General features: G+C 72.6%; 24 protein-coding genes and 1 pseudogene. 12 read left to right on the forward strand and 13 right to left on the reverse strand.

The window, feature by feature from the left end:
• Nucleotides 1–41: 41 nt before the first annotated feature.
• Genes ACWD6N_RS17720 through ACWD6N_RS17735 form a run of 4 tightly spaced genes read right to left on the reverse strand, consistent with a single transcriptional unit; the run spans nt 42 to nt 3,251 of the window.
• Nucleotides 42–1,331, reverse strand: a complete 1,290-nt coding sequence (locus ACWD6N_RS17720; RefSeq protein ID WP_354963616.1) for a hypothetical protein — start codon at nt 1,329–1,331, stop codon at nt 42–44.
• Nucleotides 1,328–1,456 (reverse strand): hypothetical protein, encoded by a 129-nt coding sequence (locus tag ACWD6N_RS17725; RefSeq protein WP_354963615.1) that lies wholly within the window; start codon nt 1,454–1,456, stop codon nt 1,328–1,330. Before ACWD6N_RS17725 ends, ACWD6N_RS17720 begins: the two co-directional genes overlap by 4 nt.
• Nucleotides 1,457–1,477: 21 nt before the next feature.
• Complete coding sequence (locus ACWD6N_RS17730) at nt 1,478–2,278, reverse strand: alpha/beta fold hydrolase (protein WP_354963614.1); 801 nt, start codon at nt 2,276–2,278, stop codon at nt 1,478–1,480.
• A 52-nt stretch (nt 2,279–2,330) separates the two neighbouring features.
• Entirely contained in the window at nt 2,331–3,251 is a 921-nt protein-coding gene (locus ACWD6N_RS17735; protein ID WP_354963613.1) for a proline dehydrogenase family protein, read from the reverse strand.
• A gap of 85 nt (nt 3,252–3,336) precedes the next feature.
• On the opposite strand from ACWD6N_RS17735, the gene ACWD6N_RS17740 reads away from it, so the two are divergent.
• Genes ACWD6N_RS17740 through ACWD6N_RS17750 form a run of 3 tightly spaced genes read left to right on the forward strand, consistent with a single transcriptional unit; the run spans nt 3,337 to nt 5,384 of the window.
• Nucleotides 3,337–3,609, forward strand: coding sequence for a hypothetical protein (locus tag ACWD6N_RS17740; protein WP_354963612.1), 273 nt, complete (start codon nt 3,337–3,339; stop codon nt 3,607–3,609).
• Nucleotide 3,610: 1 nt separating this feature from the next.
• The gene (locus ACWD6N_RS17745; RefSeq protein WP_354963611.1) at nt 3,611–4,777 is read left to right on the forward strand and encodes a glutathionylspermidine synthase family protein; all 1,167 of its coding nucleotides are present in this window, start codon (nt 3,611–3,613) and stop codon (nt 4,775–4,777) included.
• A gap of 19 nt (nt 4,778–4,796) precedes the next feature.
• Nucleotides 4,797–5,384 (forward strand): CGNR zinc finger domain-containing protein, encoded by a 588-nt coding sequence (locus tag ACWD6N_RS17750; protein WP_354963610.1) that lies wholly within the window; start codon nt 4,797–4,799, stop codon nt 5,382–5,384.
• A 38-nt stretch (nt 5,385–5,422) separates the two neighbouring features.
• Here ACWD6N_RS17750 and ACWD6N_RS17755 read toward each other — a convergent pair whose 3' ends face one another.
• A complete protein-coding gene (locus ACWD6N_RS17755) occupies nt 5,423–6,229 on the reverse strand; it encodes a sugar phosphate isomerase/epimerase family protein (RefSeq protein ID WP_354963609.1) in 807 nt (268 codons plus the stop codon).
• A gap of 76 nt (nt 6,230–6,305) precedes the next feature.
• Nucleotides 6,306–7,250: a Ppx/GppA phosphatase family protein gene (locus tag ACWD6N_RS17760; RefSeq protein WP_354963608.1), complete on the reverse strand. Its 945-nt coding sequence runs from the start codon at nt 7,248–7,250 to the stop codon at nt 6,306–6,308.
• 80 nt (nt 7,251–7,330) lie between these two features.
• On the opposite strand from ACWD6N_RS17760, the gene ACWD6N_RS17765 reads away from it, so the two are divergent.
• Entirely contained in the window at nt 7,331–8,128 is a 798-nt protein-coding gene (locus ACWD6N_RS17765) for a hypothetical protein (RefSeq protein WP_354963670.1), read from the forward strand.
• A 253-nt stretch (nt 8,129–8,381) separates the two neighbouring features.
• Here ACWD6N_RS17765 and ACWD6N_RS17770 read toward each other — a convergent pair whose 3' ends face one another.
• Together ACWD6N_RS17770 and ACWD6N_RS17775 are read right to left on the reverse strand one after the other, a co-directional pair.
• Nucleotides 8,382–9,065 carry a response regulator transcription factor gene (locus ACWD6N_RS17770; RefSeq protein WP_074314832.1) on the reverse strand — a complete coding sequence of 228 codons (684 nt, stop codon included), beginning with the start codon at nt 9,063–9,065 and terminating at the stop codon, nt 8,382–8,384.
• 23 nt (nt 9,066–9,088) lie between these two features.
• Nucleotides 9,089–10,372, reverse strand: coding sequence for a sensor histidine kinase (locus tag ACWD6N_RS17775; protein WP_354963607.1), 1,284 nt, complete (start codon nt 10,370–10,372; stop codon nt 9,089–9,091).
• A 203-nt stretch (nt 10,373–10,575) separates the two neighbouring features.
• Between ACWD6N_RS17775 and phoU the strand changes: the two genes are divergently transcribed.
• On the forward strand, nt 10,576–11,229 hold the full coding sequence (gene phoU / locus ACWD6N_RS17780; RefSeq protein WP_354963606.1) for a phosphate signaling complex protein PhoU: 654 nt from the start codon (nt 10,576–10,578) through the stop codon (nt 11,227–11,229).
• A gap of 60 nt (nt 11,230–11,289) precedes the next feature.
• Here phoU and ACWD6N_RS17785 read toward each other — a convergent pair whose 3' ends face one another.
• Entirely contained in the window at nt 11,290–12,057 is a 768-nt protein-coding gene (locus ACWD6N_RS17785) for a phosphoglyceromutase (protein WP_354963605.1), read from the reverse strand.
• A 161-nt stretch (nt 12,058–12,218) separates the two neighbouring features.
• On the opposite strand from ACWD6N_RS17785, the gene ACWD6N_RS17790 reads away from it, so the two are divergent.
• Nucleotides 12,219–13,499: an MDR family MFS transporter gene (locus ACWD6N_RS17790; RefSeq protein WP_354963604.1), complete on the forward strand. Its 1,281-nt coding sequence runs from the start codon at nt 12,219–12,221 to the stop codon at nt 13,497–13,499.
• A gap of 118 nt (nt 13,500–13,617) precedes the next feature.
• Nucleotides 13,618–14,901, forward strand: a complete 1,284-nt coding sequence (locus ACWD6N_RS17795; RefSeq protein ID WP_354963603.1) for an MFS transporter — start codon at nt 13,618–13,620, stop codon at nt 14,899–14,901.
• 390 nt (nt 14,902–15,291) lie between these two features.
• Here ACWD6N_RS17795 and ACWD6N_RS17800 read toward each other — a convergent pair whose 3' ends face one another.
• The 3 genes from ACWD6N_RS17800 to mshA form a co-directional block, all read right to left on the reverse strand.
• Nucleotides 15,292–16,206 (reverse strand): hypothetical protein, encoded by a 915-nt coding sequence (locus ACWD6N_RS17800; RefSeq protein ID WP_449935329.1) that lies wholly within the window; start codon nt 16,204–16,206, stop codon nt 15,292–15,294.
• A gap of 360 nt (nt 16,207–16,566) precedes the next feature.
• The gene (locus ACWD6N_RS17805; RefSeq protein WP_354963602.1) at nt 16,567–17,076 is read right to left on the reverse strand and encodes a type III secretion system chaperone family protein; all 510 of its coding nucleotides are present in this window, start codon (nt 17,074–17,076) and stop codon (nt 16,567–16,569) included.
• Nucleotides 17,077–17,131: 55 nt separating this feature from the next.
• On the reverse strand, nt 17,132–18,496 hold the full coding sequence (gene mshA, locus ACWD6N_RS17810; protein ID WP_354963601.1) for a D-inositol-3-phosphate glycosyltransferase: 1,365 nt from the start codon (nt 18,494–18,496) through the stop codon (nt 17,132–17,134).
• A 216-nt stretch (nt 18,497–18,712) separates the two neighbouring features.
• On the opposite strand from mshA, the gene ACWD6N_RS17815 reads away from it, so the two are divergent.
• Nucleotides 18,713–19,480 (forward strand): SDR family oxidoreductase, encoded by a 768-nt coding sequence (locus ACWD6N_RS17815; RefSeq protein ID WP_354963600.1) that lies wholly within the window; start codon nt 18,713–18,715, stop codon nt 19,478–19,480.
• Between the two features lie 69 nt (nt 19,481–19,549).
• Nucleotides 19,550–20,350, forward strand: coding sequence for a class I SAM-dependent methyltransferase (locus tag ACWD6N_RS17820; RefSeq protein ID WP_354963599.1), 801 nt, complete (start codon nt 19,550–19,552; stop codon nt 20,348–20,350).
• 18 nt (nt 20,351–20,368) lie between these two features.
• Here ACWD6N_RS17820 and ACWD6N_RS17825 read toward each other — a convergent pair whose 3' ends face one another.
• Nucleotides 20,369–21,451, reverse strand: coding sequence for a UDP-N-acetylmuramate dehydrogenase (locus ACWD6N_RS17825; RefSeq protein ID WP_354963598.1), 1,083 nt, complete (start codon nt 21,449–21,451; stop codon nt 20,369–20,371).
• 69 nt (nt 21,452–21,520) lie between these two features.
• Between ACWD6N_RS17825 and ACWD6N_RS17830 the strand changes: the two genes are divergently transcribed.
• The 3 genes and pseudogenes from ACWD6N_RS17830 to ACWD6N_RS17840 all read left to right on the forward strand — a co-directional run bounded on the left by ACWD6N_RS17830 (nt 21,521) and on the right by ACWD6N_RS17840 (nt 23,919).
• Entirely contained in the window at nt 21,521–22,279 is a 759-nt protein-coding gene (locus tag ACWD6N_RS17830; RefSeq protein WP_354963597.1) for a maleylpyruvate isomerase family mycothiol-dependent enzyme, read from the forward strand.
• Nucleotides 22,280–22,412: 133 nt separating this feature from the next.
• A pseudogene (locus ACWD6N_RS17835) lies at nt 22,413–22,892 on the forward strand (family 1 glycosylhydrolase); the annotation flags it as partial.
• A gap of 19 nt (nt 22,893–22,911) precedes the next feature.
• Nucleotides 22,912–23,919 carry a LacI family DNA-binding transcriptional regulator gene (locus ACWD6N_RS17840; RefSeq protein ID WP_354963596.1) on the forward strand — a complete coding sequence of 336 codons (1,008 nt, stop codon included), beginning with the start codon at nt 22,912–22,914 and terminating at the stop codon, nt 23,917–23,919.
• Nucleotides 23,920–23,959 lie beyond the last annotated feature (40 nt).

The raw sequence follows: 23,959 nt of genomic DNA on the forward strand, positions 1-23,959 counted from the left end.
CCATCGATCGTACGGCTCACCGCCACGACCCCCACGGGCCGTCAGGCGGCGGCGGCGCGGACGTACGCCACGCACTCGTCGTGCAACGTCGACCACTGCTCGCCGAACGCCTGCTCGGCGGCGTCCTCGAACGCCTTGCGCCCGTGCACCACGGCCTCGAAGAAGGCGAGCAGCCGCTGCGGCCCGTACCGGTCGACGAGATGCCGGACGGCCAGGTAGCCGACGCCGTAGCTGCCACCGACCCGGTCCGCGGAGGCGTCGTCGGCGGGGGTGATGCCCTCCAGCCGGCCGTCCCAGCTGCTCCGGACCAGCTTGCGCACCTGGGCGAGTCCCTCGTACCGGTCGACCGGCTGGCCACCCGCGCCCGCGTACTCGGCCAGCCCCTCCACCAGCCACCAGGTCGTCTTGCCCGGGTAGCCGCGCTCCGGCAGCGACGCGGCGTGGGTCAGCTCGTGCCGCAGCAGGTCGTCGGCGCCGCTGCTCGGCAGCCCGTCGGCGTTGAGCACCACCTCGTGGTGTCCGCCGCCCACCGTCACCGCGTAGCCGCCGGTCCACTGTGGCCGGCCTCCGCCGTACCAGCTCTGCCACTCGCTACGCCCGGCGTAGAAGATCCGGTACCGGTCCGGTGGCGACCCGGTCACCACGTACCCGTCGGCGACCGTGGCCGCCGCCTCGGCCTGCGCGAGCAGGCCGGGCAACCTGCCGCGCAGCGCCGGGGTGGTGGCCACGATGGTCCGCGGGCCGATCGCCACGGCCAGGTCACTGATCTCCCAGGGTCGGGTGCCGGTCTCCGCCGACTTGGACTCCTCCATGGCGACCAGCAGGGGCTGGGCGCCGTTCTCCCGCCAGCGGGTGCCGATCAGCACCGGGCTGGGGCGGCAGCCGGGAACCACGAAGCAGTACTGGAAGCGCACCAGCAGCCGCCACTCACCCGGTTTGCCGACGACCGGTGCCGGCAGGCCGCTCGGTTCGGCCCGCCAGACGGTGACCTTGAGCGCGCGCAGCGCGGCGAAGCGGCGGCGCAGGTCGGCCTGCACGGCGGGCTCGGCGACGGCGAGGAAGCCGGCCCGGTCCCCGCCGAGCAGCGCGGTGGACTGCCGTCTGAGCTGGGCGGTCATCCGGTCGCCCAGTCCTCGGGCGACCGCGGTGGCGGGATCGTCGGGAGCCGACGTGCCGACCCGGCCGACGACGGCCCGGTCCCCGGACTCGCGCACCACGCCGACCAGCAGCACCGTCGGCAGGCCGCAGCCCAGCAGGAGGACTAACACCACGAGCGCTGTCCACAGTGGCCAGAGCCGTCGCAGTGATGGCTGATGCACCCCGTCGGTCACCCGGCGAAGGGTACGCGAGCGCGCGGCCAGGAACGGAACGAGACGCCGAGGTTGGCGACCAGTTGTTGGTACGAGAGGTCCACCCCTCGGGACAGGCCGAAGCCGCCCGCAGCCTTCAGCGACACGGTCTGCTGGTTGAGGCCGACCTAGGCACCGATGCACACCGCCAGGAACCCGAGAAGCTCGTCGGCGGTGCGCTGCGGTCGGTCGGCGTGCGGGTAGTGCCCGGACTCCTCGATCATCCGGGCCTCGGCGGTGCGGAACAGCCGGCGGGCCGCCCGCGCCTCCGCACCGGGGTCGGGAAAGTCCGGGTCCTTGGCGCCCATCAGCACCAGCACCGGTTGCCGGACCTGCGGGGCGCGGGCGGTCCAGTGCGGCTCGACCGGCACGACCACCCGACGCGCCGCGGCCATCCGGCCGGGCTCGCGCAGGTTGGCCACCATCGATCGGCGGTACGCCACGTCGTCGGCGGGCCGGTGCACCGGGAAGAGCGTCTTGTGGAACATCCCGAACAGTCGAGGGCTGCGCAGCACCACCGCCAGCGCCACCCGCATCCCCGGGTTGGGCTTCTGCTGACCGACGAACGCGCCGATCTGCACGATGCCGGAGACCAGCTCGGGCGCGTCGGTCGCGGCGAAGACCACCGCCGCCGCGCTGGACGAGCTGCCGACCAGCACCGCCGGCCCGGCGCCGAGGTCGCAGACCACGGCCAGCAGGTCGGCGCCGACCTCGGCCGGGGCGTACGTGGGCCAGCCGACGCTGGACTCCCCGTGCCCCCGAACGTCGACCGAGGCGACCCGGTGGCCGGCCGCGACCAGCAGCGGCGCCAGGTGCCGGAAGCTCGCCCGGTTCTCGCCCATGCCGTGCGAGAGGACGACCAACGGGCCCTCGCCGTGCACCTCGTACGCGATGTGGCCGCCGTCCCGCCGCACCTGGCTGGTTGTCATAGCCGTAGCTAACCCTATTAGCCACGACCGTCGACCCGGATACGCGTGCGGACTACTTCTTCGAGATCAGGGCCCGGCCGAAGAAGACCAGATTGGCCGGGCGCTCGGCGAGCCGGCGCATCAGGTAGCCGTACCACTCGTCGCCGTACGGGACGTAGGTGCGCACGGTGTAGCCCTCGCCGGCCAGCCGGGCCTGCTCCTCGGGGCGGATGCCGTAGAGCATCTGGAACTCGAAGCGCTCCGGCCCCCGGTCGAACCACCGGGCCCGGTCCTCGCCGATGGCGATCATGCGAGGGTCGTGGGTGGCCAGCATCGGGTAGCCGTCGCCGGACATCAGGATGTTCATGCAGCGGACGTAGGACTTGTCCACCTCGCGGGCCGACTGGTACGCCACCGACTCCGGCTCCTTGTAGGCGCCCTTGCACAGCCGCACCCGCGACCCGGCCGAGGACAGCTCCCGGCAGTCCGACTCGGTGCGGCGCAGGTACGCCTGGAGCACCGCGCCCGTCGACGGGAAGTCCTTGCGCAGCTTCTCCAGCACCTCCAACGTCGAGTCGGTGGTGGTGTGGTCCTCCATGTCCAGGGTGACCGTGGTGCCCGCCGCGTCGGCGGCCGCGCAGATCGCCCGCGCGTTGTCGTACGCCAGCTGCTCGTCGATCATCTGGCCGAGGGCGGACAGCTTCACGCTCACCTCGGCGGCCGGGGTCAGCCCGGCGGCACCGAGCATCTTCAGCAGCTTCAGGTATTCGTCCCGGGTGGCGGTGGCCTGCTCGGGACGGACGGTGTCCTCACCGAGGTGGTCGAGGGTGACCGCCAGGCCGTCGTCGACGAGGCCGCGGGTCGCGCGCAACGCGTCGTCGGTGGCGGCGCCGGCGACGAACCGGCGGACGACGTCCCGGGTGAACGGGGCGGTCGCGACGAGCCGCTCGACCTGGGATGACCGGGAGGCGGCGAGGATGACGGAACGGAGCATGAGCCGAGCGTAACGCCCCTGCCAGAGCCCCCGCCGAGGGGCGGCCGGGGCTGCGGCGGTGGCGTCGATCGGCTACAACGATGCCGTGGACCAACGCCCCCGCCGCCGGCTCCGGTCGGCCTCCGTGCAGCTCGGCGCGCTCACCGCTCTCGCGCTCGCCCTCTCCGGCTGCAACATGACCTCGGACGACGATGATGACGACGACTGCGCCCTCGGGCCGGTCGGCGGCGGCGACACGGTCGCGCTCGCGATGCGGGTCGCCGACCCGGGCGTCGGCCGCGCCGCCCCCGAGCCGACGGCCGCGGCCCTGCCCGAGCGCGGCGGGTTCGGCACCCACCTCGCCGCCTGCGGCGGCTGAGGTGCGCCGCGACCAGGTCACGCCACGACCCGACTGGGACGCCACCATCCGGGCTCAGGGGCTGGTCTACGTCGACACCGAGCTGCCCGACGGCGGCGTCATGTCGTACTGGGACGAGACCGCCGCGTACGCCTTCGACCTGGATGAGGTGCTGCGGCTGGAGGAGGCCACCGAGGAGCTGCACCGGATGTCGGTGGTTGCCGCCGAGCACGTGGTGGCCCAGCACCGGTACGCCGAGTTCGGCATCCCGGAGTGGGCAGCCGAGGCGGTGGCCCGTTCGCTGCGCGAGGCGCCGCCCACCCTCTACGGGCGGTTCGACCTCGCCTACGACGGCGTCTGGCCGCCGAAGCTGCTGGAGTACAACGCGGACACCCCGACCGCGCTGGTCGAGGCGAGCATCATCCAGTGGTACTGGCTGGAGCAGACCCGGCCGGAGCTGGACCAGTGGAACAGCCTGCACGAGCGGCTGGTCGGCGCCTGGGCGAAGATCGGGGCCGGGCTGCACGACCCCCGGGTGCACGTGCTCTGGTCGAACGAGGAGGAGTCGGGCGAGGACCACATGACCGCCGGCTACCTGGCCGAGACCGCCCGGCAGGCCGGCCTGACCGTGGAGCTACAGCCCATCCAGGAGATCGGCTGGGACGGCCGGCGCTTCGTCGACTCCACCGGCCGCCCGGTGACCACCTGCTTCAAGCTCTACCCGTGGGAGTGGATGCTGGCCGAGCCGTACGGGCCGCCCGCGCTGGCCCCGGGCACCCCGACCACCTGGATCGAGCCGGCCTGGAAGCTGCTGCTGTCCAACAAGGCGCTGCTCGCGGTCCTGTGGGAGCTGTACCCCGGCCACGAGTACCTGCTGCCGGCGTACCTCGACTCGCCGCGTGACATGCCGGAGTACGTGGCCAAGCCGCTGCTGGGCCGGGAGGGCGGCTCGGTACGCATCGTCACCGCCGAGCAGGAGATCACCAACCCGGGGATCTACGGCGACGAGGGCTGGTGCTACCAGGAATTCCGGGCGTTGCCGCAGTTCGACGGCAACCGGATGGTGTTGGGCAGCTGGATCGTCGACGGCGAATCGGCGGGCGTGGGGGTGCGGGAGAGCGCGAGTCTGATCACCGACGGCTACGCGCGGTTTCTGCCGCACTACATCGACGCGCCGCGCACCCCGTGAGTCGTCTACGGTTGGGGGCGTGAACTTCGACGCGTACGCCCGGACCGGCGTTGACCTGGTCAACGCCCGCCTGGACGACCTCGACGACCTGCGGGCCCTCTTCCCCGACGAAAACGCCTGGATGCGCGACGAGGTCGCGGAACGGGATGTCGCGATTTTCCGGCGGGCACAGAAGCGGTTGCGCGACGTCTTCGAGTACGGCACTTCGGGGCGGGACGCCCACGCGGTGACGGAGCTGAACGCGCTGCTCGAGGCGTTCCCGGTCCAGCCGCGCATCTCCGGGCACGACTCCAGCGACTGGCACATGCACGTGACCAGCCGGGGCGCTTCGGTCAGCGCCGAATACCTGGCCGGCGCGGTCTGGGGGCTGTCGGTCTGGCTCTGCGAGTACGGCAGCGCCCGGTTCGGCGTCTGCGCCGACGAGCGGTGCGGCAACGTCTACCTGGACACGTCGTCCAACTGCTGCCGGCGGTTCTGCTCCGAGCGCTGCGCCACCCGCTCGCACGTGGCGGCGCACCGGGCCCGCAAGCGGGCCGCGGTCGGCGAGCAGCTGACGGTCGCCGCGCAGCCGACGGCGGGCGCCGACTCGCTCACCCCGGTCAGCTGACGTCGTCCCGGTCGACGCCCTGACGTCCCCGTCGGGGGTCAGGCGTCGACCGGAGACGGCGCGGTCAGGTGCTGGCGGGCGAACTCCAACGCGGCGCGCAGGTCCGCCTCGCGCACCGCCCGGCTCTTCGCGCCCCGGGTCGCCACCTCCACCGCCACTGCTCCGGAGAAGCCCCGCCCGGCCAGCGAGGAGAGCAGCTCCCCGCAGGGTTGGGTGCCGCGCCCGGGCACCAGGTGCTCGTCGCGACCCTCACCGGTGCCGTCGCCGAGGTGCACGTGGGCCAGCCCGGCGCCCATCCGGTCGGCCATCTCCAGCGGGTCGCTGTGCGACGCCGCGCAGTGCGACAGATCCAGGGTGTACGACGGGTACCCGGTGTCGGTCGGATCCCAGCCGGGCACGTACGGGACGAACCGCCGGCCCGCCATCCGCACCGGGTACATGTTCTCCACCGCGAAGCGCAGCCCGGTGAACCGGTCCTCCACCTCGGCGAGCCCCTCGGTGAACCGGCGCGCGTAGTCGCGCTGCCAGGTGAACGGTGGGTGCACCACGACGGTCGGTGCCTCCAGCGTTTCGGCCAGCTCGGCGGCCTTGCGCAGCCGCTCCCATGGGTCGGGGCTCCACACCCTCTGGGTGACCAGCAGGCAGGGTGCGTGCACCGAGAGCACCGGCACGTCGTAGTGGGCGGAGAGACCGCGCAGCGCGCCCGCGTCCTGACTGACGACGTCGGTCCAGACCATCACCTCGACCCCGTCGTAGCCGAGCGCCGCGGCCAGCTGGAACGCCGCCGCGGTCGGCTCGGGGAAGACCGACGAGCTGGACAGGAGCACCGGAACGCGGGAAGTCACATCAGCCAGGGTAGCCCGGCTGCGCCGTCGCCATCGTGACGAGCGCCGGCAAACCACCCGTTACCGCCCGCCCCGGTCACATCGGTGCGAGTTGATCGAGCCGGCGGAGGATGACCCCCTCGCGCAGCGCCCAGGGGCAGATGTCCAACGACTCCAGATCCAGACGGCGCATGACCGCCTCGGCGACCACCGCGCCGGCCAGCAACTGATGGGCCCGGCCCGTACTGACCCCTTCCAGCTCCATCAGTTGGGCCGGCGGGATGTGCCGGATGAAGCCGATGACCTGCCGCAACCCGGCGCGGGTCAGGCTGCGCCGCGCCCAGAGCCCGGCCCCGGACGGCGCCGCCCCGGCCAGCCGGGCAAGGGTGCGGAACGTCTTCGAGGTGCCCACCGCCCGGTCCCAGCCGACGCCGGTCATCTGGTCGACCACCTTGTCCAGCCGGCCGTCCACGTACTCCCGCAGCTTGTCGACGGCCTCCGCGGACGGCGGCGCCGCGCTCGCCGGGTCGACCTGCAACCGCTCCCGGGTCAGTCGGCCGGCGCCGAGTGGCAGCGAGACCGCGACGGTCGGGTCCTCGTCGATCCCGGCGGCGATCTCCAGCGAGCCGCCGCCGATGTCCAGCACCAGCAGCCGACCGGCCGACCAGCCGAACCAGCGCCGCACCGCCAGGAAGGTCATCCGCGCCTCGTCCGCCCCGGAGAGCACCGCCAGCCGTACGCCGGTCTCGTCGCGGACCCGCGCCAGCACCTCGGCGGCGTTGGTGGCGTCACGCACCGCGGAGGTGGCGAACGCGATCAGGTCGTCGGCCTCCAGCCCGGCGGCCGCCGCCTTCGACATGCCGACCGCCTTGACCAGACCGTCCGCGCCCGCGTCGGTCAACGCTCCGTCGGGGCCGATCTGCTCGGCCAGCCGGAGCACCACCTTCTCCGAGTGCGCCGGCCACGGGTGCGCGCCGTGGTGCGCGTCCACCACCAACAGGTGCACCGTGTTGGATCCGACGTCGAGGACACCCAGTCGCATGGTGAAGACCCTAGGTGCAAGACGTTTGCGCGGCTCGCCGGCCCGCAGAGGGGACCGCGCGTACGCTGGGCCGGGTGACGATGGAGCTCCGCGTAGTGGTGGACGATCCGGGTGACCCGCGCAGCCGCGAGGTGCCGCTGGACTTTCCCCGGGAGTGGATCGAGTTCGCCGACCCCGCGGACGAGGCCCACCTGATCCGGGCCGACCTGACCTGGTTGCTCTCCCGCTGGACCTGCATCTTCGGCCGGGGCTGCCACGGCATCATCGCCGGCCGGTCCGCCGACGGCTGCTGCTCGCACGGGGCGTTCTTCACCGACTCGGACGACGAGAAGCGGGTCCGCAACGCTGTCAAGACGCTCACCCCGTCGACCTGGCAGCACTTCCGGCGAGGGTTCAAGAACTGGACCGACAACGACACCATCGACGGCAAGAACCCGGCCCGCCGGACCGCGACCCAGGGTCCCGACGGTCCGTGCGTCTTCCTCAACGACGCCGATTTCGCTGGCGGGGGTGGCTGCGCGCTGCACGCCCAGGCGCTGCGCGACGGCGTGCACCCACTGGAGTACAAGCCGGACGTCTGCTGGCAGCTGCCGATCCGACGGGACCAGGACTGGGTCAAGCGTCCGGACAATAGCAAGGTGCTGGTCTCCACCCTGTCCGAGTTCGACCGGCGGGGCTGGGGTGCCGGCGGGCACGACCTGGACTGGTGGTGCACCTCCTCGACGGACGCGCACGTCGGCGCCGAGCCGATGTACCTGTCGTACGGGCCCGAGTTGACGGCGCTGATTGGCGCGGCCGCGTACGAGCGGCTGGCCGAGCTGTGCGCGGCCCGAACGAAGCAGGGCCTGGTCGCCCCGCACCCCGCCGACGAGGTCTGACCGGCATCGCCCTGGACGTGGCTGGTCTGGCGTCCGTACCCCGTGGGCCCTGTCGACCTGCCCCACATGTGGGGCTGACCGCGCGTCGCGCCGCGGGCCCGTCAAGCCTCACCGAGAGCCGCGCGGTTGGTGGCTGCCGGGCGGCTCTCGGGGGGTTGGGCGGTCCCACATCTGGGGCAGCTCTACAGGTGGGGAGGGTGATCTCCCCGGCCGGTCTGGCCCCACCGAGCGCGGGCCCTTTCGGGTACGCCGATCACGGCTCGAACTTGTAGCCCAGGCCCCGGACGGTGACGATGAAGCGCGGCGCGGACGGCTCCGGCTCGATCTTGGACCGCAGCCGCTTGACGTGCACGTCCAGCGTCTTGGTGTCACCGACGTAGTCGGCGCCCCAGACCCGGTCGATGAGCTGACCCCGGGTCAGCACCCGGCCGGCGTTGCGGAGCAGCAGCTCCAGCAGCTCGAACTCCTTGAGCGGCAGCTGCACGGCACCACCGTCGACGGTCACCACGTGCCGCTCGATGTCCATCCGCACCGGCCCGGCGGCCAGGGTGGGGGCACCCGAGTCGGCCACCTCCGGGCTCTGCCGGCGCAGCACCGCCCGGATCCGGGCCACCAGCTCGCGGGGCGAGTACGGCTTGGTGACGTAGTCGTCGGCGCCGATCTCCAGGCCGACGACCTTGTCGATCTCGCTGTCGCGGGCGGTGACCATGATGATCGGAACGGCCGACCGCTGCCGGAGCTGGCGGCAGACCTCGGTCCCCGACATCTCCGGCAACATCAGGTCGAGCAGCACGATGTCGGCGCCGGTTCGGTCGAACTCGGTGAGGGCGTCGGTGCCGGTCGCGGCGACCGAAACCTCAAAGCCCTCCTTGCGGAGCATGTACGACAGGGCGTCGGAGAACGACTCCTCGTCCTCGACCACCAGAACGCGGCTCAACGGGGATTTCCTTTCCATTGCTGTCAGACCTGCCGTAGCTCGGCCGGACCGGCCTCGATCCCAGCCGGCGGCAGTGTCGCCAGCAGGTCGTCCGGTGGACGGGCGGGCAGCCGGAGGGTGAACGTCGATCCACCACCAAGAGTGCTCGACACCTCCACCCGTCCGCCATGGTTGCTCGCGATGTGTTTGACGATGGCCAGGCCGAGCCCGGTGCCGCCGGTGGCACGCGAGCGGGCCTGGTCGGCCCGGTAGAACCGCTCGAAGATCCGGTCCACGTCCGTCGGGGCGATGCCGATGCCCTGGTCGGCGACGGCGATCTCGATGTGCTCGTCGTCGCCGTGGATGGCGACCTGGACCGTGGTGTCCGCACCCGAGTAGTTGATGGCGTTCTCCACCAGATTCGCCACCGCGGTGGCGAGTTGGGTGTCGCTGCCGTACGCGGTGAGGCCGCGCTCCCCGGTCACCGACACCTCGACGCCCCGGGCGGAGGCCGTGGTGCGGGTCCGGTCGACCACCTCGGCGATCACCCAGTCCAGCGCCACCGGTTCCGCCGGCGGCTGCGGCTCGGCGCCCTGCAACCGGGTCAGCTCCAGCAACTCCTGCACCAGCCGACCCAGCCGGGTCGACTCGTGCTGGATCCGTTCGGCGAACCGGCGGGCGGCGACCAGGTCCTCGGAGAGGTCGGGTGCCGCGGCCTCGGCCGGCTCGGTGGCGTCGAGCAACGCCTCGGCAAGCAGTTGAAGCGCCCCGATCGGTGTCTTGAGCTCGTGGCTCACGTTGGCCACGAAGTCACGTCGCACCCGCGTCAGTCGGTGCGACTCGGTCACGTCGACCGCCTCCACGGCGATGAAGCCGTTGCCGAGACCCATCGCCCGCAGGTGCACGCCGAGCGGGTTCTCCCCGGCGCTGTCGCGACCCCGGGGCAGGTCCAGCTCGATCTCGCGCCGCACCCCGGTGCGCCGCACCTGGCCAGCGAGGGTACGGATCAGCGGGTGTGCGGCTATCGAGCCCGGGGTGCTGCCGGTGCGCAGCAGACCCATCGCGCGGGCGGCCGGGTTGATCAGCACGGGCACGTCGTCGTTGTCCAGCACCACGACACCGGCCCGGAGCGAGTCGATCGTCCGGCGGCCGAGCCCGGTCTGCTGCTCGTCGGCTATCGCGGGCCTCCCCCTGCTCCAGCGGGAGCCTGCGCCCCCCGTCGACGTGGAGAGGCCCTCCCGCGCCGGCAGGAACCGGGACAGCAGGAAACCGGCGGCCAACCCGGCCACCAACGCCACGGCCACCACGACCGCCACCGCCCACTCCACCCGGCGATCGTAGGGTCATTGTTAACCTGGCTACCACACAGACCAGGACGAACCACCCTCACTTTCGCGAATGTTCACCCCCGCGTCTGGCGTCGTTCACCGGGGTTCATCAACGGTCCGCCCGCGCCACCTACCGTTGGCGGCGCACCTGCTCAACCCCTGCGCCGACACCCGTCGGCGGCGACCGACCACAGGACGTGATGATGCGCGACGAGTTCCGGGCCGATCTCCAGATCGTCAGCCAACTACTGGTGGACATGGCGGAGGGCGTCCGCGCCGCCATGCGCCAGGCCACCCGGGCCCTGCTCACCGCCGACCGGCAGGCCGCCGAGACGGTCATCGAGCGGGACGCCGAGATCGACGACCTCTACCGGCACGTCGAGGAGAGGGTCTGTGACCTGCTCGCCCGGCAGGCGCCGGTCGCCTCCGACCTGCGAGCCATGATCACCGCACTGCACGTGGCCGCCGACCTGGAGCGGATGGGCGACCTCGCCGACCACGTGGCGAAGACCGCGCTGCGCCGGCACCCCTCGCCCGCCGTACCGGCGGAGCTGCGGACGATCTTCACCGAGATGTCGGACATCGCCGACCGGATGGCGGTGAAGATCGGCTCGGTGCTGGCGAAGCCCGACGCCGACCTCGCCGGCGAGCTGGACCGCGACGACGACGCGATGGACGAGCTGCACAAGAACCTGTTCGCCATGCTGCTCGGCGACGACTGGCCGTACGGGGTGGAGACCGCTATCGACGCCACGTTGCTCGGCCGCTTCTACGAGCGCTTCGCCGACCACGCGGTCAACGCCGGTGAGCACGTGGTCTACCTGATCACCGGGGAGACCGCCCCCACCGCCAGCTGACGTGCAAGGAAGGGCCTCTTGTTATCGCTTTTCGCATAACAAGGGGCCCTTGCTAACGTCTCAGCGGCCCTGGTTGGCGACCGCGGCGGCGGCCGCCTTGGCGGCCGTCGGGTCGAGGTAGGTGCCGCCCAGGGTGAGCGGGCGCAGCTGCGGGTCGAGGTCGTAGCGCAGCGGTATGCCGGTCGGGATGTTCAGCTTGGCGATCGCCTCGTCGGAGATCTGGTCGAGGTGCTTGACCAGGGCCCGCAGCGAGTTGCCGTGCGCGGCGATCAGCACCGTCCGGCCGGCCAGGACGTCCGGCACGATCGAGTCGTACCAGTAGGGCAGCATCCGCTCGACGACGTCCTTGAGGCACTCGGTGCGCGGCATCAGCTCGGTCGGCAGCAGCGCGTACCGCGGATCGCCCACCTGCGACCACTCGTCGTCGTCGGCGATCGGCGGCGGTGGGGTGTCGTACGACCGGCGCCAGAGCATGAACTGCTCCTCGCCGTACTCGTCCAGGGTCTGCTTCTTGTTCTTGCCCTGCAGGGCGCCATAGTGCCGCTCGTTGAGCCGCCAGGACCGGCGCACCGCGATCCAGTGCCGGTCGGCGGCGTTCAGCGCCAGCTCGGCGGTGCGGATCGCCCGGCGCATCACGCTGGTGTGCACGACGTCCGGCAGCAGGCTGTGCTCGCGCATCAGCTCGCCGCCGCGCCGCGCCTCACCCTCGCCCTTCTCGGTCAGGTCGACGTCCACCCAGCCGGTGAAGAGGTTCTTGGCGTTCCAGTCGCTCTCGCCGTGCCGCAGCAGGACCAGCGTCCCGACGGTGGGCCCCTCGCTCGCAGTCATGCGGATCATCCTGCCTCAACCGCTGCGGGGACACGCGGGCACCCGTCGTGACGACCACCACGTGAAAAAGCTGGTGACCAGCGACTCCGCGCCCGACTAGGTTGTAAGGCGCTCAAGTCACATCGGTCATTACTTGCAAGCGGGGGCACCACGTGCGGACGATGCGGAGCTGGTTCCGGGATACCACCGGCGGCCTGCCAACCACTTTCTGGTACCTGTGGACCGGCACGCTGATCAATCGGCTCGGCTCGTTCGTCCTCGTCTTCCTCGCCATCTACCTCACCCAGGAGCGCGGTTTCTCCGCCTCCCAGGCGGGCCTGGTGCTCGGGCTGTGGGGCGTCGGCGGCGCGGTCGGCACCACCGCTGGCGGCACCCTGGCCGACCGGTGGGGCCGGCGACCGACGTTGCTCACCGCGCACGTGGGCGCGGCCGCCATGATGCTCGGCCTCGGGCTGGCCAAGGACCTCTGGGCCGTGGCGTTGGGCGCGCTGCTGCTCGGCTTGTTCGCCGAGGCGGCCCGGCCCGCGTTCGGGGCCATGATGATCGACGTGGTGCCGGCGAAGGACCGGTTGCGCGCCTTCTCGCTCAACTACTGGGCGATCAACCTGGGCTTCGCCTGCGCCGCCGTCCTCGCCGGCCTCGCGGCGCAGGCCGACTACCTGCTGCTCTTCGTGGTCGACGCGGCCACCATGCTGATCACCGCGCTGATCATCTTCACCCGCGTGCCGGAGACCCGGCAGAGCGGCCGTGCGGCCACCGCGGCGAAGGCCCCGCGCGGCGCCCTGCGGACGATCCTCAGCGACCGGGTCTACCTCGGCTTCGTGGCGCTGAACCTGTTGGCCGCCCTGGTGTTCCTCCAGCACATCTCGATGCTGCCGATCGCCATGAGCGACGACGGCCTCAGCCCCGCCACCTACGGCTCGGTGATCGCGCTCAACGGCGTCCTGATCGTGATCGGCCAGCTCTTCGTGCCCCGGCTGATCCGGGGCCGGAGCCGCTCGCACGTGCTCGCGCTGGCCGCCGTGGTGATGGGTGCCGGGTTCGGGCTGACCGCGTTCGCCGGCACCGTCTGGCTCTACGGGCTGACCGTGCTGATCTGGACGGTCGGCGAGATGCTGAACTCGCCGTCCAACTCCACCCTGATCGCCGAGCTCTCCCCGGCCGAGCTGCGCGGGCGCTACCAGGGCGTGTTCTCCCTCTCGTGGCAGATCGCCGGTGCCTGTGCGCCGATCCTCGGCGGCCTGGTGCGCGAGCATGCCGGCAACGCCACGCTCTGGCTCGCCTGTGCCGCGATCGGCGTCGTGACCGCGGTGGCACACCTGGTGTCCGGCCCGGCCCGGGAGCGACGCGCCGCCACCCTGCGCCGCACCGGCGAGGCGCTGGCACCGATCAGCGCCACGCCGCCGCCCGCGGCACAACCCGCGGAGGCGGCGACCGTCTGACAGGCGGACCGATCGCTGTGACGAAGAGCCCATGATCAGGTAATCGGGTAGCGGGACCCTGGTCGATTTCCTACCGTTCAGAGGAAACAGTTAGGAAACCGAACTATCGGGAGGTCGGGTGCACGCCCTGCGGCGCTGGTGGCACGACACCGCGGGTGGGCTTCCCGCCACCTTCTGGTACCTCTGGGCCGGCCTGCTCATCAACCGAGCGGGCGCGTTCGCCATGCTCTTCCTGTCGCTGTACCTCACCGACGCGCGAGGGGCCAGCGAGGCGCTGGCCGGCACGGTGGTCGGCGCGTACGGGGCCGGCGGGGCGGCCGGCGTGCTGCTCGGCGGGGTGCTGGCCGACCGGTGGGGCCGTCGGTCCACCCTGCTCGCCGCGCACCTGGTCACCGCCGTCCTGATGGTGGCGCTGGCCTTCAGTCGACCCCTGCTGTTGATCGCGGTGCTCTCGGCACTGGTCGGCGTGGTGCACTCCATGCCGAGCCCGGCCTTCGTCGCGGCGATCGTGGACGTGGTGCCCGCGCAGCGCCGCTCACGCGCATTCAACCTCCAGTTCTGGGCGTTCAACCTGGGCATGGCGGTCGCCTCGGTGCTCGCCGGGGTGCTGGCCGAGGCGAGCTTCACCGCGCTGTTCCTGGTCGACGCGGCCGCCACCCTCACCGCCGCCGCCGTGATCGGCTGGAAGGTGCCGGAAACCCTGCGGCGCAGTGCGACGACGCCGACCGCACCGCCCGCGGACCGCTCCGTCCGGTCCCGGGGACCGGGTCTGCACACCGCGCTCACCGACCGGACCTTCCTGGTCTTCGTCGGGCTCACGTTCGTGCTGGCCGTGCTCACCCTGCAGACTCAGACGATCATGCCGCTGGCCATGCGCGCGGACGGCCTGGGCCCCTCGGCGTACGGGCTGGTCGTGGCGCTCGGCGGCGCGCTGATCGTGCTCGGGCAACTGTTCGTACCCCGGCTGATCGACCGGCACCGCAAGGACGTCGTGCTGGCGGCCTCGACCGCCCTGCTCGCGGTCGGCTTCGGCGTACTCGCGGTCGCCGACGAGCTGGCCGTCTACCTGGGCGCCGCGGTCGTCTGGACGGTCGGCTCGATGCTCGCCGCCCCGCCCAACGCGCAGATCAACGCGGATCTGGCACCGCCGCAACTGCGCGCGCGGTACCAGTCGGTCTTCTACCTGACGTTCCCCGCCGCGGCGTTCGTCGCACCCACGCTCGGCGGGGTGAGCCTCCAGTACCTCGGCGACCGGCACTGGCTGATCGTGGGTGGGCTCGGCCTCCTGGCCGCGTTCGGGCATCTGCTGGCCGGGCCGTCCCGGGAGCGGCACGTCGCCGCGCTGCGCCGGGCCGCCGACCGGGAGCCGACACCGCCCGGGGACCGCGTGCCGGCCGCCTGATCGGGCCGAACCCGCCACGGGGTACGACACACGCAAAGCGCCCACCACGACCAAAGGTCGTGGTGGGCGCCCGCCGGCGGGGCCGGCGGCGGCGGGCAACACTCACCCCCGTAAGCGTCGCCCGCTCGCGCCGCCGGTCCAAACAGGTGGGCACCGTCCCCCAACGGTTGATCCACCCGTCCCCTCGCGCCTCGCCTGGTGCGCGGATCTGATCGATCCGCCGCTCCCCCGAACGTTTCCAAGCGTGGCGCGGTGCAATAAAGTTAGTTCGCCCGGATTCTGGATTCAACCCAGACCACTGTCTTGCCGGTCACAACTGGCGAGTATCCGCAGTTCGGGCCTCGGTTTGTGGCAACAGCCGCATACCCCTCGCGCATTCCCGCAAACACCTCAACCGTCCTCCCGATCGGGTGATTCGGTCCGGAAGAAGTTGCTCTGCCGGCCGTCCCGCATCTGCTCCTGGTAGATCAGGTTCAGCCGGCGCAGGTCGAAGGTGTGGAACCAGGCATCCCAGGTGATCTCACGGATCCGGCTGCTCTCCCGGTAACCGGGGATGTTGAAGGTCAGAACCCCCGCCCGGCCCTCCCGCTCGGTGCCGGCGATGGTCGCCGGCTTCGCCCCGCGCTCGCGTGCCCAGCGCTGGATCACCTCGTGGTTCGCGGTGATCAGGCTCCGTCCCGGGCGCTCCGGCCGGTCCGCGATCGACGAGATCACCTGCGAGCTGCGAACCGACCGTCCGGTGCCCCGGCCCGTCCGGATCCCGCCAGCCGTCGTACCGCCGCCGGCCGGCCGGGCCGTCGCAGCACGCTTGGCGGGCGCGGCCCGCTTCGCCGCCGACGGCCGCGCCGGGGCCTTCTTGGCCGGGGCCTTCCGCGCGGGAGCGGTCCGGGCCGTCGTCTTACGTGCGGCCGTCGTCTTGCGTGCGGCCGTCGTCTTACGTGCGGCCGCCGTCTTGCGGGCGGCCGCCGTCTTGCGGGCGGTCGTCGACTTCGCCGCGGTCGTCTTCTTCGCCGGCGCCGTCGTCCTCTTCGCGGCGGTCGTCTTCTTGGCGGCCTCCGTCGTCCTCTTCGCGGCCGTCGTCTTCTTGGCGGCCGCCGTCGTTTTCTGCGCGGCCGTCGCCTTCTTGGCCGCGGCCCGCTTCGCGGGGGCGCTCTTGTTCGCCGGTGCGGCCTTCGCGCGGCTCGGCGCCGCCCGCGCCGCCGACTTCTTCGTCGCGGCGGCACGACCCGCCGACGCCCGGGTGCCGGCGGCCCGGCCGGCCGGACCGGTGCTGCGCCGGCCCGCGCCACTGCTCTCGGCGCGCAGCGAGCGCACCAACTGTTTCACCAGGTCGGGCTTGCGCAGTGCGGAGATCCCGGAGACCCCGCGTTTGCGCAGTTGCCCGCGGATGTCGTCCACCCGCATCCCGGAGATCTCCGACTCGGAGATTCCGGGAGTGTTCGGCGTCTGGTTGCCGGTCTGTCGTTTCGTCCTGGTCGCAGTCCCGCCGCGACCTGAGCTGTTCCGCTGAGCCATGGGACGCTCACGCTCCTCGACACTCCGTCCTCGGCGCGCGGGGGTCCCTTGCCGCACCGCGCGGTGCGGCATACCCGTCAGGACCGCTCCGAACCACCAGCCGGCAACCCGCCTCCGGGCGCTGGGGTCGAGCCGGGGCGCGACGGGCGGTCAGGCCGGGTCGGAGCCGGAGGGTTCGAAGAGGTGCGCGAAAGCGGCCAGGTTGGCGGTCGACTCGCCGCGCTTGACCCGCCACTCGTACTCCCGGCGGATGGAGCTGCCGAAGCCGATCTCCAGCATGGTGTCGAAGGACTCGTCGGCGTACGTGAGCACCGCACCGAGGAGCCGGTCCAGCTCGTCGGCGTCGACTCCGGCCGGGTTGACCCGCCCGGTCAGGTACACGTCGCCGACCGCGTCAGTGGAGAAGGACACCCCGTACATCCGGGCGTTGCGCTGCAACAGCCAGGCCCACAGCTCCTCACGCCGCTCGTCCGGCTGGCGCATCACGAACGCCTCGATCCGCAGCGCGTGCTCGCCGACGATCAGGTTGCAGACCGTCTTGAGCTTGTGGGTGCCCGGCAGGGTCACCGCGTACGAGCCCGGCCCGGTCGACTCGCAGGTCAGCTCGCGCTCGGCACAGACGGACTCGATCAGGGTCGCAAGATCGCTCTGTGGGCTCACCGGACCCACTCTACGACCGGCCCGGCCGGAGCACCGGGCGGCGACCAGCGCCCGGTCACCAGGAGCAGGAGAGCGCGGGGTTGCCCGCGAGGTCCGCGACGAGGCGGGCCCGGTGCGCGGCGGTCGCCTCGCCGTAGACGGCGAGCAGGCCGGCGACCGTGCGATCCCAGGAGAAGTGCCGGGCGTGCTGCGCGGCGCCTCGGGCCAGCGCCGCCCGCAGGGCCTGGTCCGGCAGCAGGCGAGCCAGCGCGAGGGCCCAGTCCACCGGGTCGTGCCCGTCGATCAGCACCCCGCTCACCTGATCCCGTACGGCGGTGACCAGCCCGCCGACGGCGGCGGCCAGCACCGGCGTACCGGAGGCCTGCGCCTCCAGGGCGACCAGCCCGAAGGATTCGTTGTGCGACGGCACCGCGACCAGGTCGGCCGCCCGGTACAGGGCCGGCAGGTCGTCCCCGGTCTGCGGCGGCAGGAAGCGCACCCGGTCGGTGACCCCGAGCGCGGCGGCCAGCTCGATGAGCGCGGTCGGCCGGTCCAGCCCGCTGCCGCTGGGCCCGCCGCAGATTGCCACAGTCACCTGGTCGGCCAACGCCGGATCGCGCTCCCGCAGCGCGGCGACCGCGCGGATCAGCACGTCGGGTGCCTTGAGCGGCTGGATCCGACCGACGAAGGCCACCAGGTACCCGTCGACCGGAAGTCCGAGCCGTTGGCGGGCGGCCCGGGCGACCGCGGACCGGTCGCCCGGCGCGGGCCGGAACCGGTCCAGGTCGACGCCCGGCTGCACGACGGCGACCTGGTTGGGGTCCGCGTCGTACCGCTCGACGAGGTCGCGGGCCTCCACCCGGGTGTTGGCGACCAGCCGGTCGGCCTCGGCGACCACCTGCTCCTCGCCGATCACCCGGGCCTTGGGCTCCGGCCGGTCACCGGCCGCGAGCTGGGCGTTCTTGACCTTGGCCAGGGTGTGCGCGGTGTGCACCAGCGGCACCCCCCAGCGCTCCTTGGCCAGCCAGCCGACCTGGCCGGAGAGCCAGTAGTGGGAGTGGATCAGGTCGTAGTGGCCGGGCGGGCGGGACGCCTCGGCGCGCAGCACCCCGGCCGTGAAGGCGCAGAGCTGACCGGGCAGCTCCTCCTTGGTCAGCCCCTCCAGCGGGCCGGAGGTGATGTGCCGGACCTGCACGCCGGGGGCCATCTCGACCACCGGGGGCAGGTCGCCGGAGGTGGCGCGGGTGAAGATCTCCACCTCGACGTTGGCCTCGGCGAGCCGCCGGGCGACCTCCAGGATGTAGACGTTCATTCCCCCGGCGTCGCCCGTGCCGGGCTGGTGCAGCGGGGATGTGTGCACCGACAGGGTCGCGATGCGGCGGGGCCGAGGCCACGGTTGGGCACCTCGCTGACGACCGACGCCGGTGTGCAGTTCCGCCACGTCCGCTCCTCTTGTAACGGTTAATGCCGCCTCGCACGACCGGCGCTTCTCGGTCAACCCGTACGCCGGATCTCATCTTCCCCATCGGCCTACGGAAATTCGTCGGCGCGGCCCCCCGGCGTGACGGACCTCATCACCGCTCACCCCCCATGCCCGCTGCCGACAGCCGTCACGCCCGCCCGGACCGGGCTGGAGGGCCGGGGTGACAATGACGGGATGACCTCTGTCGCCATCGTGACCGGAGCCTCCAGCGGGATCGGCGCGGCCACCGCCCGCCGGCTCGCCGCCGAGGGTTTCCACGTGCTCGCCGCCGCCCGCCGCACCGACCGGCTCGCCGACCTGATCGCCGAGATCGCCGCCGCCGGCGGGCAGGCCACCGCGGTGACCTGCGACGTCACCTCGGACGAGTCGGTGGCCGGGCTGGCCGAGGCCGCCGCGCGGGCACCGGGGCCGGTCACCCTGCTGGTCAACAACGCCGGCGGCGCGCGCGGGCTGGACCCGGTGGAGTCCGGTTCGATCGACGACTGGCAGTGGATGTACGACGTCAACGTGCTCGGCACGCTGCGGGTGACCCAGGCGCTGCTGCCGGCGCTGGAAGCGTCCGGGGCGGGCACGATCGTGGTGGTCTCCTCCACCGCCGGCCTGACCGTGTACGAGGGCGGGGGCGGCTACGCCGCCGCGAAGCACGCGCAGACCGCCATCGCCGGCACGCTCCGGCTGGAGCTGTGCGGGCGACCGCTGCGGGTGATCGAGATCGACCCGGGCATGGTGAAGACCGACGAGTTCGGGCTGGTCCGCTTCGACGGCGACGCGGACCGGGCGGCCGCCGTCTACGCCGGTGTGCCCGACCCACTGGTCGCCGAGGACGTGGCGGACTGCGTCGCCTGGTGCGCCACCCGCCCCGAGCACGTCAACGTGGACCGGCTGGTGGTCCGGCCGCGCGCGCAGGCCGCCCAGCACAAGGTGCACCGGGTCGGCCAGTGAAGCGCGAGGAGTGAGCCGATTTTGCGAGCCCCGCAGTCGCGAGCCGAGGGCCGCAGTGAAGCGCCGGGAGTGAGCGGGGCGGCGCGGCGGCGGCCGCTCGGCGTGGTCACCCGGGGGACGACGAATCCGAACCGACTCCGCCGGGTGGACAACTGGATCGTCTCCACCTGCGCCGACCGGCTACGGGCGGCGGCCGATCCCCTGGTGGTCGACCTCGGCTACGGCGCCACCCCGGTGACCGCGGTGGAGCTGCGGGCCCGGCTGGCCGCCGGGGTCCGCCGGGACGTACGGCTGGTCGGGCTGGAGATCGACCCGGCCCGGGTGGCGGCCGCGACGCCGGCCGCCGACCCACCCGGGCTGACCTTCGCCCGGGGCGGATTCGAGCTGGCCGGGCTCCGGCCGGTGCTGGTCCGCGCGTTCAACGTGCTGCGCCAGTACGACGAGCGCGAGGTGCCGGACGCGTGGCGGACGATGACCGCCGCTCTGGCCCCCAGAGGGGTGCTCGTCGAGGGCACCTGCGACGAGCTGGGCCGGCTCGCCGGCTGGCTGCTGATCGACGCCGACGGCCCCCGGACGCTGACCCTGGCCGCGAAACTCACCACGCTGGGCAGCCCCGCCGAGCTGGCCGAGCGGCTGCCCAAGGCGCTGATCCACCGCAACGTCCCCGGCGAGCCGGTGCACGACCTGATCCGGGCGCTGGAGGGCGCCTGGCAGGCCGCCGCCCCGTACGCCACCTTCGGCCCCCGCCAACGCTGGCTACGCGCCGTGACCCACCTGAAAGAAGCCGGCTGGCCCGTCCTGAACCGCCCCCACCGCTGGCGGCAGGGCGAACTGACCCTCCCCTGGCCCAGCGTCGCTCCCAGCACCTGACGGGGCCGCGCCGGGGGGTCAGAGGGCGCAGTTGATGAGGACGGGTTCGGGGTGCAGGGTCACGCCGAAGCGGGTGTGCACGGTGTCCCGGATGTCGGCGGCCAGGGTGAGCAGGTCAGACGTGCTGGCTGCGCCGCTGCGGTTGGTGAGGGCCAGCGTGTGCTTGCCGGAGATCGCCACGCCGTCCGGGCCGGGGTGGCCCTTGGTGAAGCCGGCCTTGTCGATCAGCCAGGCCGCGCTCACCTTGACCGTGTCGTCGTGGCCGGGCCAGGCCGGCGGCTCGCCCAGCTCGGCGGCGCGCTCCCGGAGCAGCTCGTACGTCGCCCGGTCGAGCACCGGGTTGGTGAAGAACGAGCCGACCGAGCGAGTGTCCGGGTCGGTGGCGTCGAGCACCATGCCCTTGCCGGCGCGCAGCCGCAGCACCGCCGCTCGGGCATCGGCCAGCGGCACCCGCTCGCCCACCTCGACACCGAGCGCCCGGGCCAGTTCGGCGTAGCGCACCGGGCCGGAGAGCGGGGACCGGGCGAGCCGGAAGTCGACGGAGAGCACCACCATCCGGTCCCGGTACTTGAAGATGCTGCCCCGGTATGCGAAGCCGCAGTCGGCGGCGGGGACGAACTGGCGGTTGTCCTCGGCCCGGTCGTACACCTCGACCCCGGTGATGGTCTCGGCGACCTCCTGGCCGTACGCGCCGACGTTCTGGATCGGGGTGGCACCGGTCGAGCCGGGGATGCCGGAGAGGCACTCCAGCCCGGCCCAGCCGTTGGCCACGGTCGCGGCGACGAGGTCGTCCCACGGCTCGCCGGCCTCGACCCGTACGGTGACCGAATCAGCGTCCTCGGCGACGATCCGCAGGCCGCGGGAGCGCACCAGGACGACGGTGCCGGGGAAACCGGCGTCGCCGATCACCACGTTGCTGCCGCCGGCCAGGATCAGGAGCGGGTCGTCCGTGGCTCGAATGGCCCGGACGATCTCGTCGGCGCTGCCCGCCGCCATGATCCGCCGGGCCGGCCCACCCATCCGCAGCGTGGTGTAGCCGGCCAGTGGACCAGTGCTGGCACGATCGGCTTCGGTTGTCGGCTGGGCGTAGGCGTCTGACACGTCTTTCACCTTAGGCTGAGGGGCAGCCGTGGCACCCAGTGGTGGCCCGGCACCCCCGGGAGGATGGCGATGAGCAAATTACAGGGCAGCAAGGATTTCTGGATCGGAGCGCTCCGGACGGAGGGCCCCGCCTTCGCCTCGGCGGTGGCCGAAGCGCCGCCGGAGACGCCGGTGCTGTCCTGTCCGGGCTGGACGGTCAACGATCTCACTCTGCACCTCGCCGGCATCTACCACTGGGTTTCCTCGTTTGTCGGCTCCGGCCTGACCACCGCGCCGCCCCGCCGGGAGCCACTCGTGGCGGACCCGGGCCGGAGTCCCCTCCAACTCTGGCAGCAGGGGTACGACCAGCTGATGACCCTCTTCGACGGGCTCGACGCGGAGGCTCCGGCGTGGAACTGGGCGCCGCAGCCGAAGAAGGCCGGTTTCTGGCCGCGCCGGATGGCGCACGAGACGGCGGTGCACCGCTGGGACGCCCAGCTCGCCATCGCCGCCGGTGAGCCGGTGGAGGCGAAGCTCGCCGCCGACGGGGTGAGCGAGGTGCTGGACACCTGGCTGCCCGCGGGCCGGCGGCGGGATCCGGGCGAGTGGCACGGCGTGGTGCAGCTCTCCGCGACCGACGCCGCCCAGGAGTGGTATCTGCGGCTGCGCGGGGAGGGGGTGGCGCTGCTCGACACCGCGACCATCTTCGACCACGACGACCACCACGCCCGGGCGCAGGTCAGCGGCAGCGCGAGCGACCTGCTGCTGGCGCTCTGGGGCCGGATCAACTTCGAGACGCTGGACGTCAGCGGCGACCGCAGCCTGCTCGACGGGCTGCGCACCCGCTGACCGCCGCCCGGGCCGGCCCGGGACGACACGAGGAGGGCGTCACCCCACGGGGGGGGTGGCGCCCTCGGTCGTGTGGGCGTGCACGTCACGGACGGGCATCGATGAGAGAGCGCTCTCTTGACATTCACCACCCGCCGGTCGACCCGACGGAGCCGGCGGCGGCGGTGCGTACCCGGGCACCGAGGGCGCCGTGCAGTTCCTGCCAGCGGCCGGGCCCTTCACCGACATGGGTTGGATGATCGAACCGGCCGGGCTGACCCGGCTGCTGGAGCGGATCGCCACCGACTACCCCGGTGTGCCGCTGCTGATCACCGAGAACGGCGCCGCGTTCCCCGACAAGCCGGGCGCCGACTCGCCCGACGGGCCGGGGCAGGTGATCGACACCGACCGGATCGCCTACCTCGACGGACACCTGCGGGCCGCACACAAGGCGATCTCCCGGGGCGTGGACCTGCGCGGCTATCTCGTATGGTCGTTCCTGGACAACTTCGAGTGGGCGGAGGGCTACCGCAAGCGGTTCGGGATCGTGCACGTCGACTACCTGACCCAGCGGCGCACACCGAAGGCCAGCGCCCGGTGGTACCAGGAGGTGATCTCCCGGAACGGGCTGTGACGAGCGGGGGGAAGTCGCGATGACGACGGCGCAACGGCCGACGCTCGAGGCGGTGGCGGCGCGGGCCGGGGTGTCCCGGGCCACCGTCTCGCGCGTGGTCAACGGCTCCACCACCGTCGCCCAGCCCATCCGGGAGGCGGTCAACCGGGCGGTCGCCGAGCTGGGGTACGTGCCCAACCTGGCCGCCCGCAGCCTGGTCACCCAACGCACCGACTCGATCGCCCTGGTCATGCCGGAGGCGGCCACCCGGGTCTTCTCCGACGACCAGGTCTTCCCCGGCATCATCCGCGGGGTCAGCCAGGAGCTGGAGGCGGCCGACAAGCAGCTGGTGCTGATGCTGGCCGGTTCACCGGCGGGGCACCACCGGGTCGAGCGGTTCACCACCGGACGGCACGTCGACGGGGTGCTCTTCGCCTCGCTGCACGGCGCCGACCCACTGCCCGGCACGCTCGCCCGGCTCGGCATCCCGGTGGTGTGCAGCGGCCGTCCGCTCGGCGACGTGCCCGTGCCGTACGTCGACGTCGACCACGTCGGCGGGGTCACCGCGGCCGTCCGGCACCTGATCGACAGCGGTCGCCGGCGGATCGCCACCATCGCCGGGCCACAGGACATGGTGGCCGGGATCGAACGGCTCAGCGGTTACCGCAGCACGGTCGCCGACGCGGGGCTGCCCGAGCTGGTCGCGATCGGGGACTTCACCCGGGAATCCGGGGCGGCGGCGATGCACCGGCTGCTCACCGAGCACCCCGACCTGGACGCGGTCTTCGCCGCCTCGGACCTGATGGCGCACGCCGCCCTGCGGACGCTGCGCGAGGCAGGCCGGCGGGTGCCGGAGGACGTCGCGGTGGTCGGCTTCGACGACATCGAGACCGCCGCGTACACCGAGCCGCCGCTGACGACCGTCCGGCAGCCGATCGTGGAGATCGGCCGGCGGATGACCCGGCAGCTGCTCCGGATGGCCGCCGGCGAGACCATCGAACCGGCGGTCATGCTCCCCACCGAGCTGATCCGGCGCGCCTCCGCCTGAGCGTCTCGCCGGTCATTAATCCGTCGCCCCGGTGTTCCAT

It is taken from the genome of Micromonospora sp. NPDC005163, assembly GCF_053599835.1.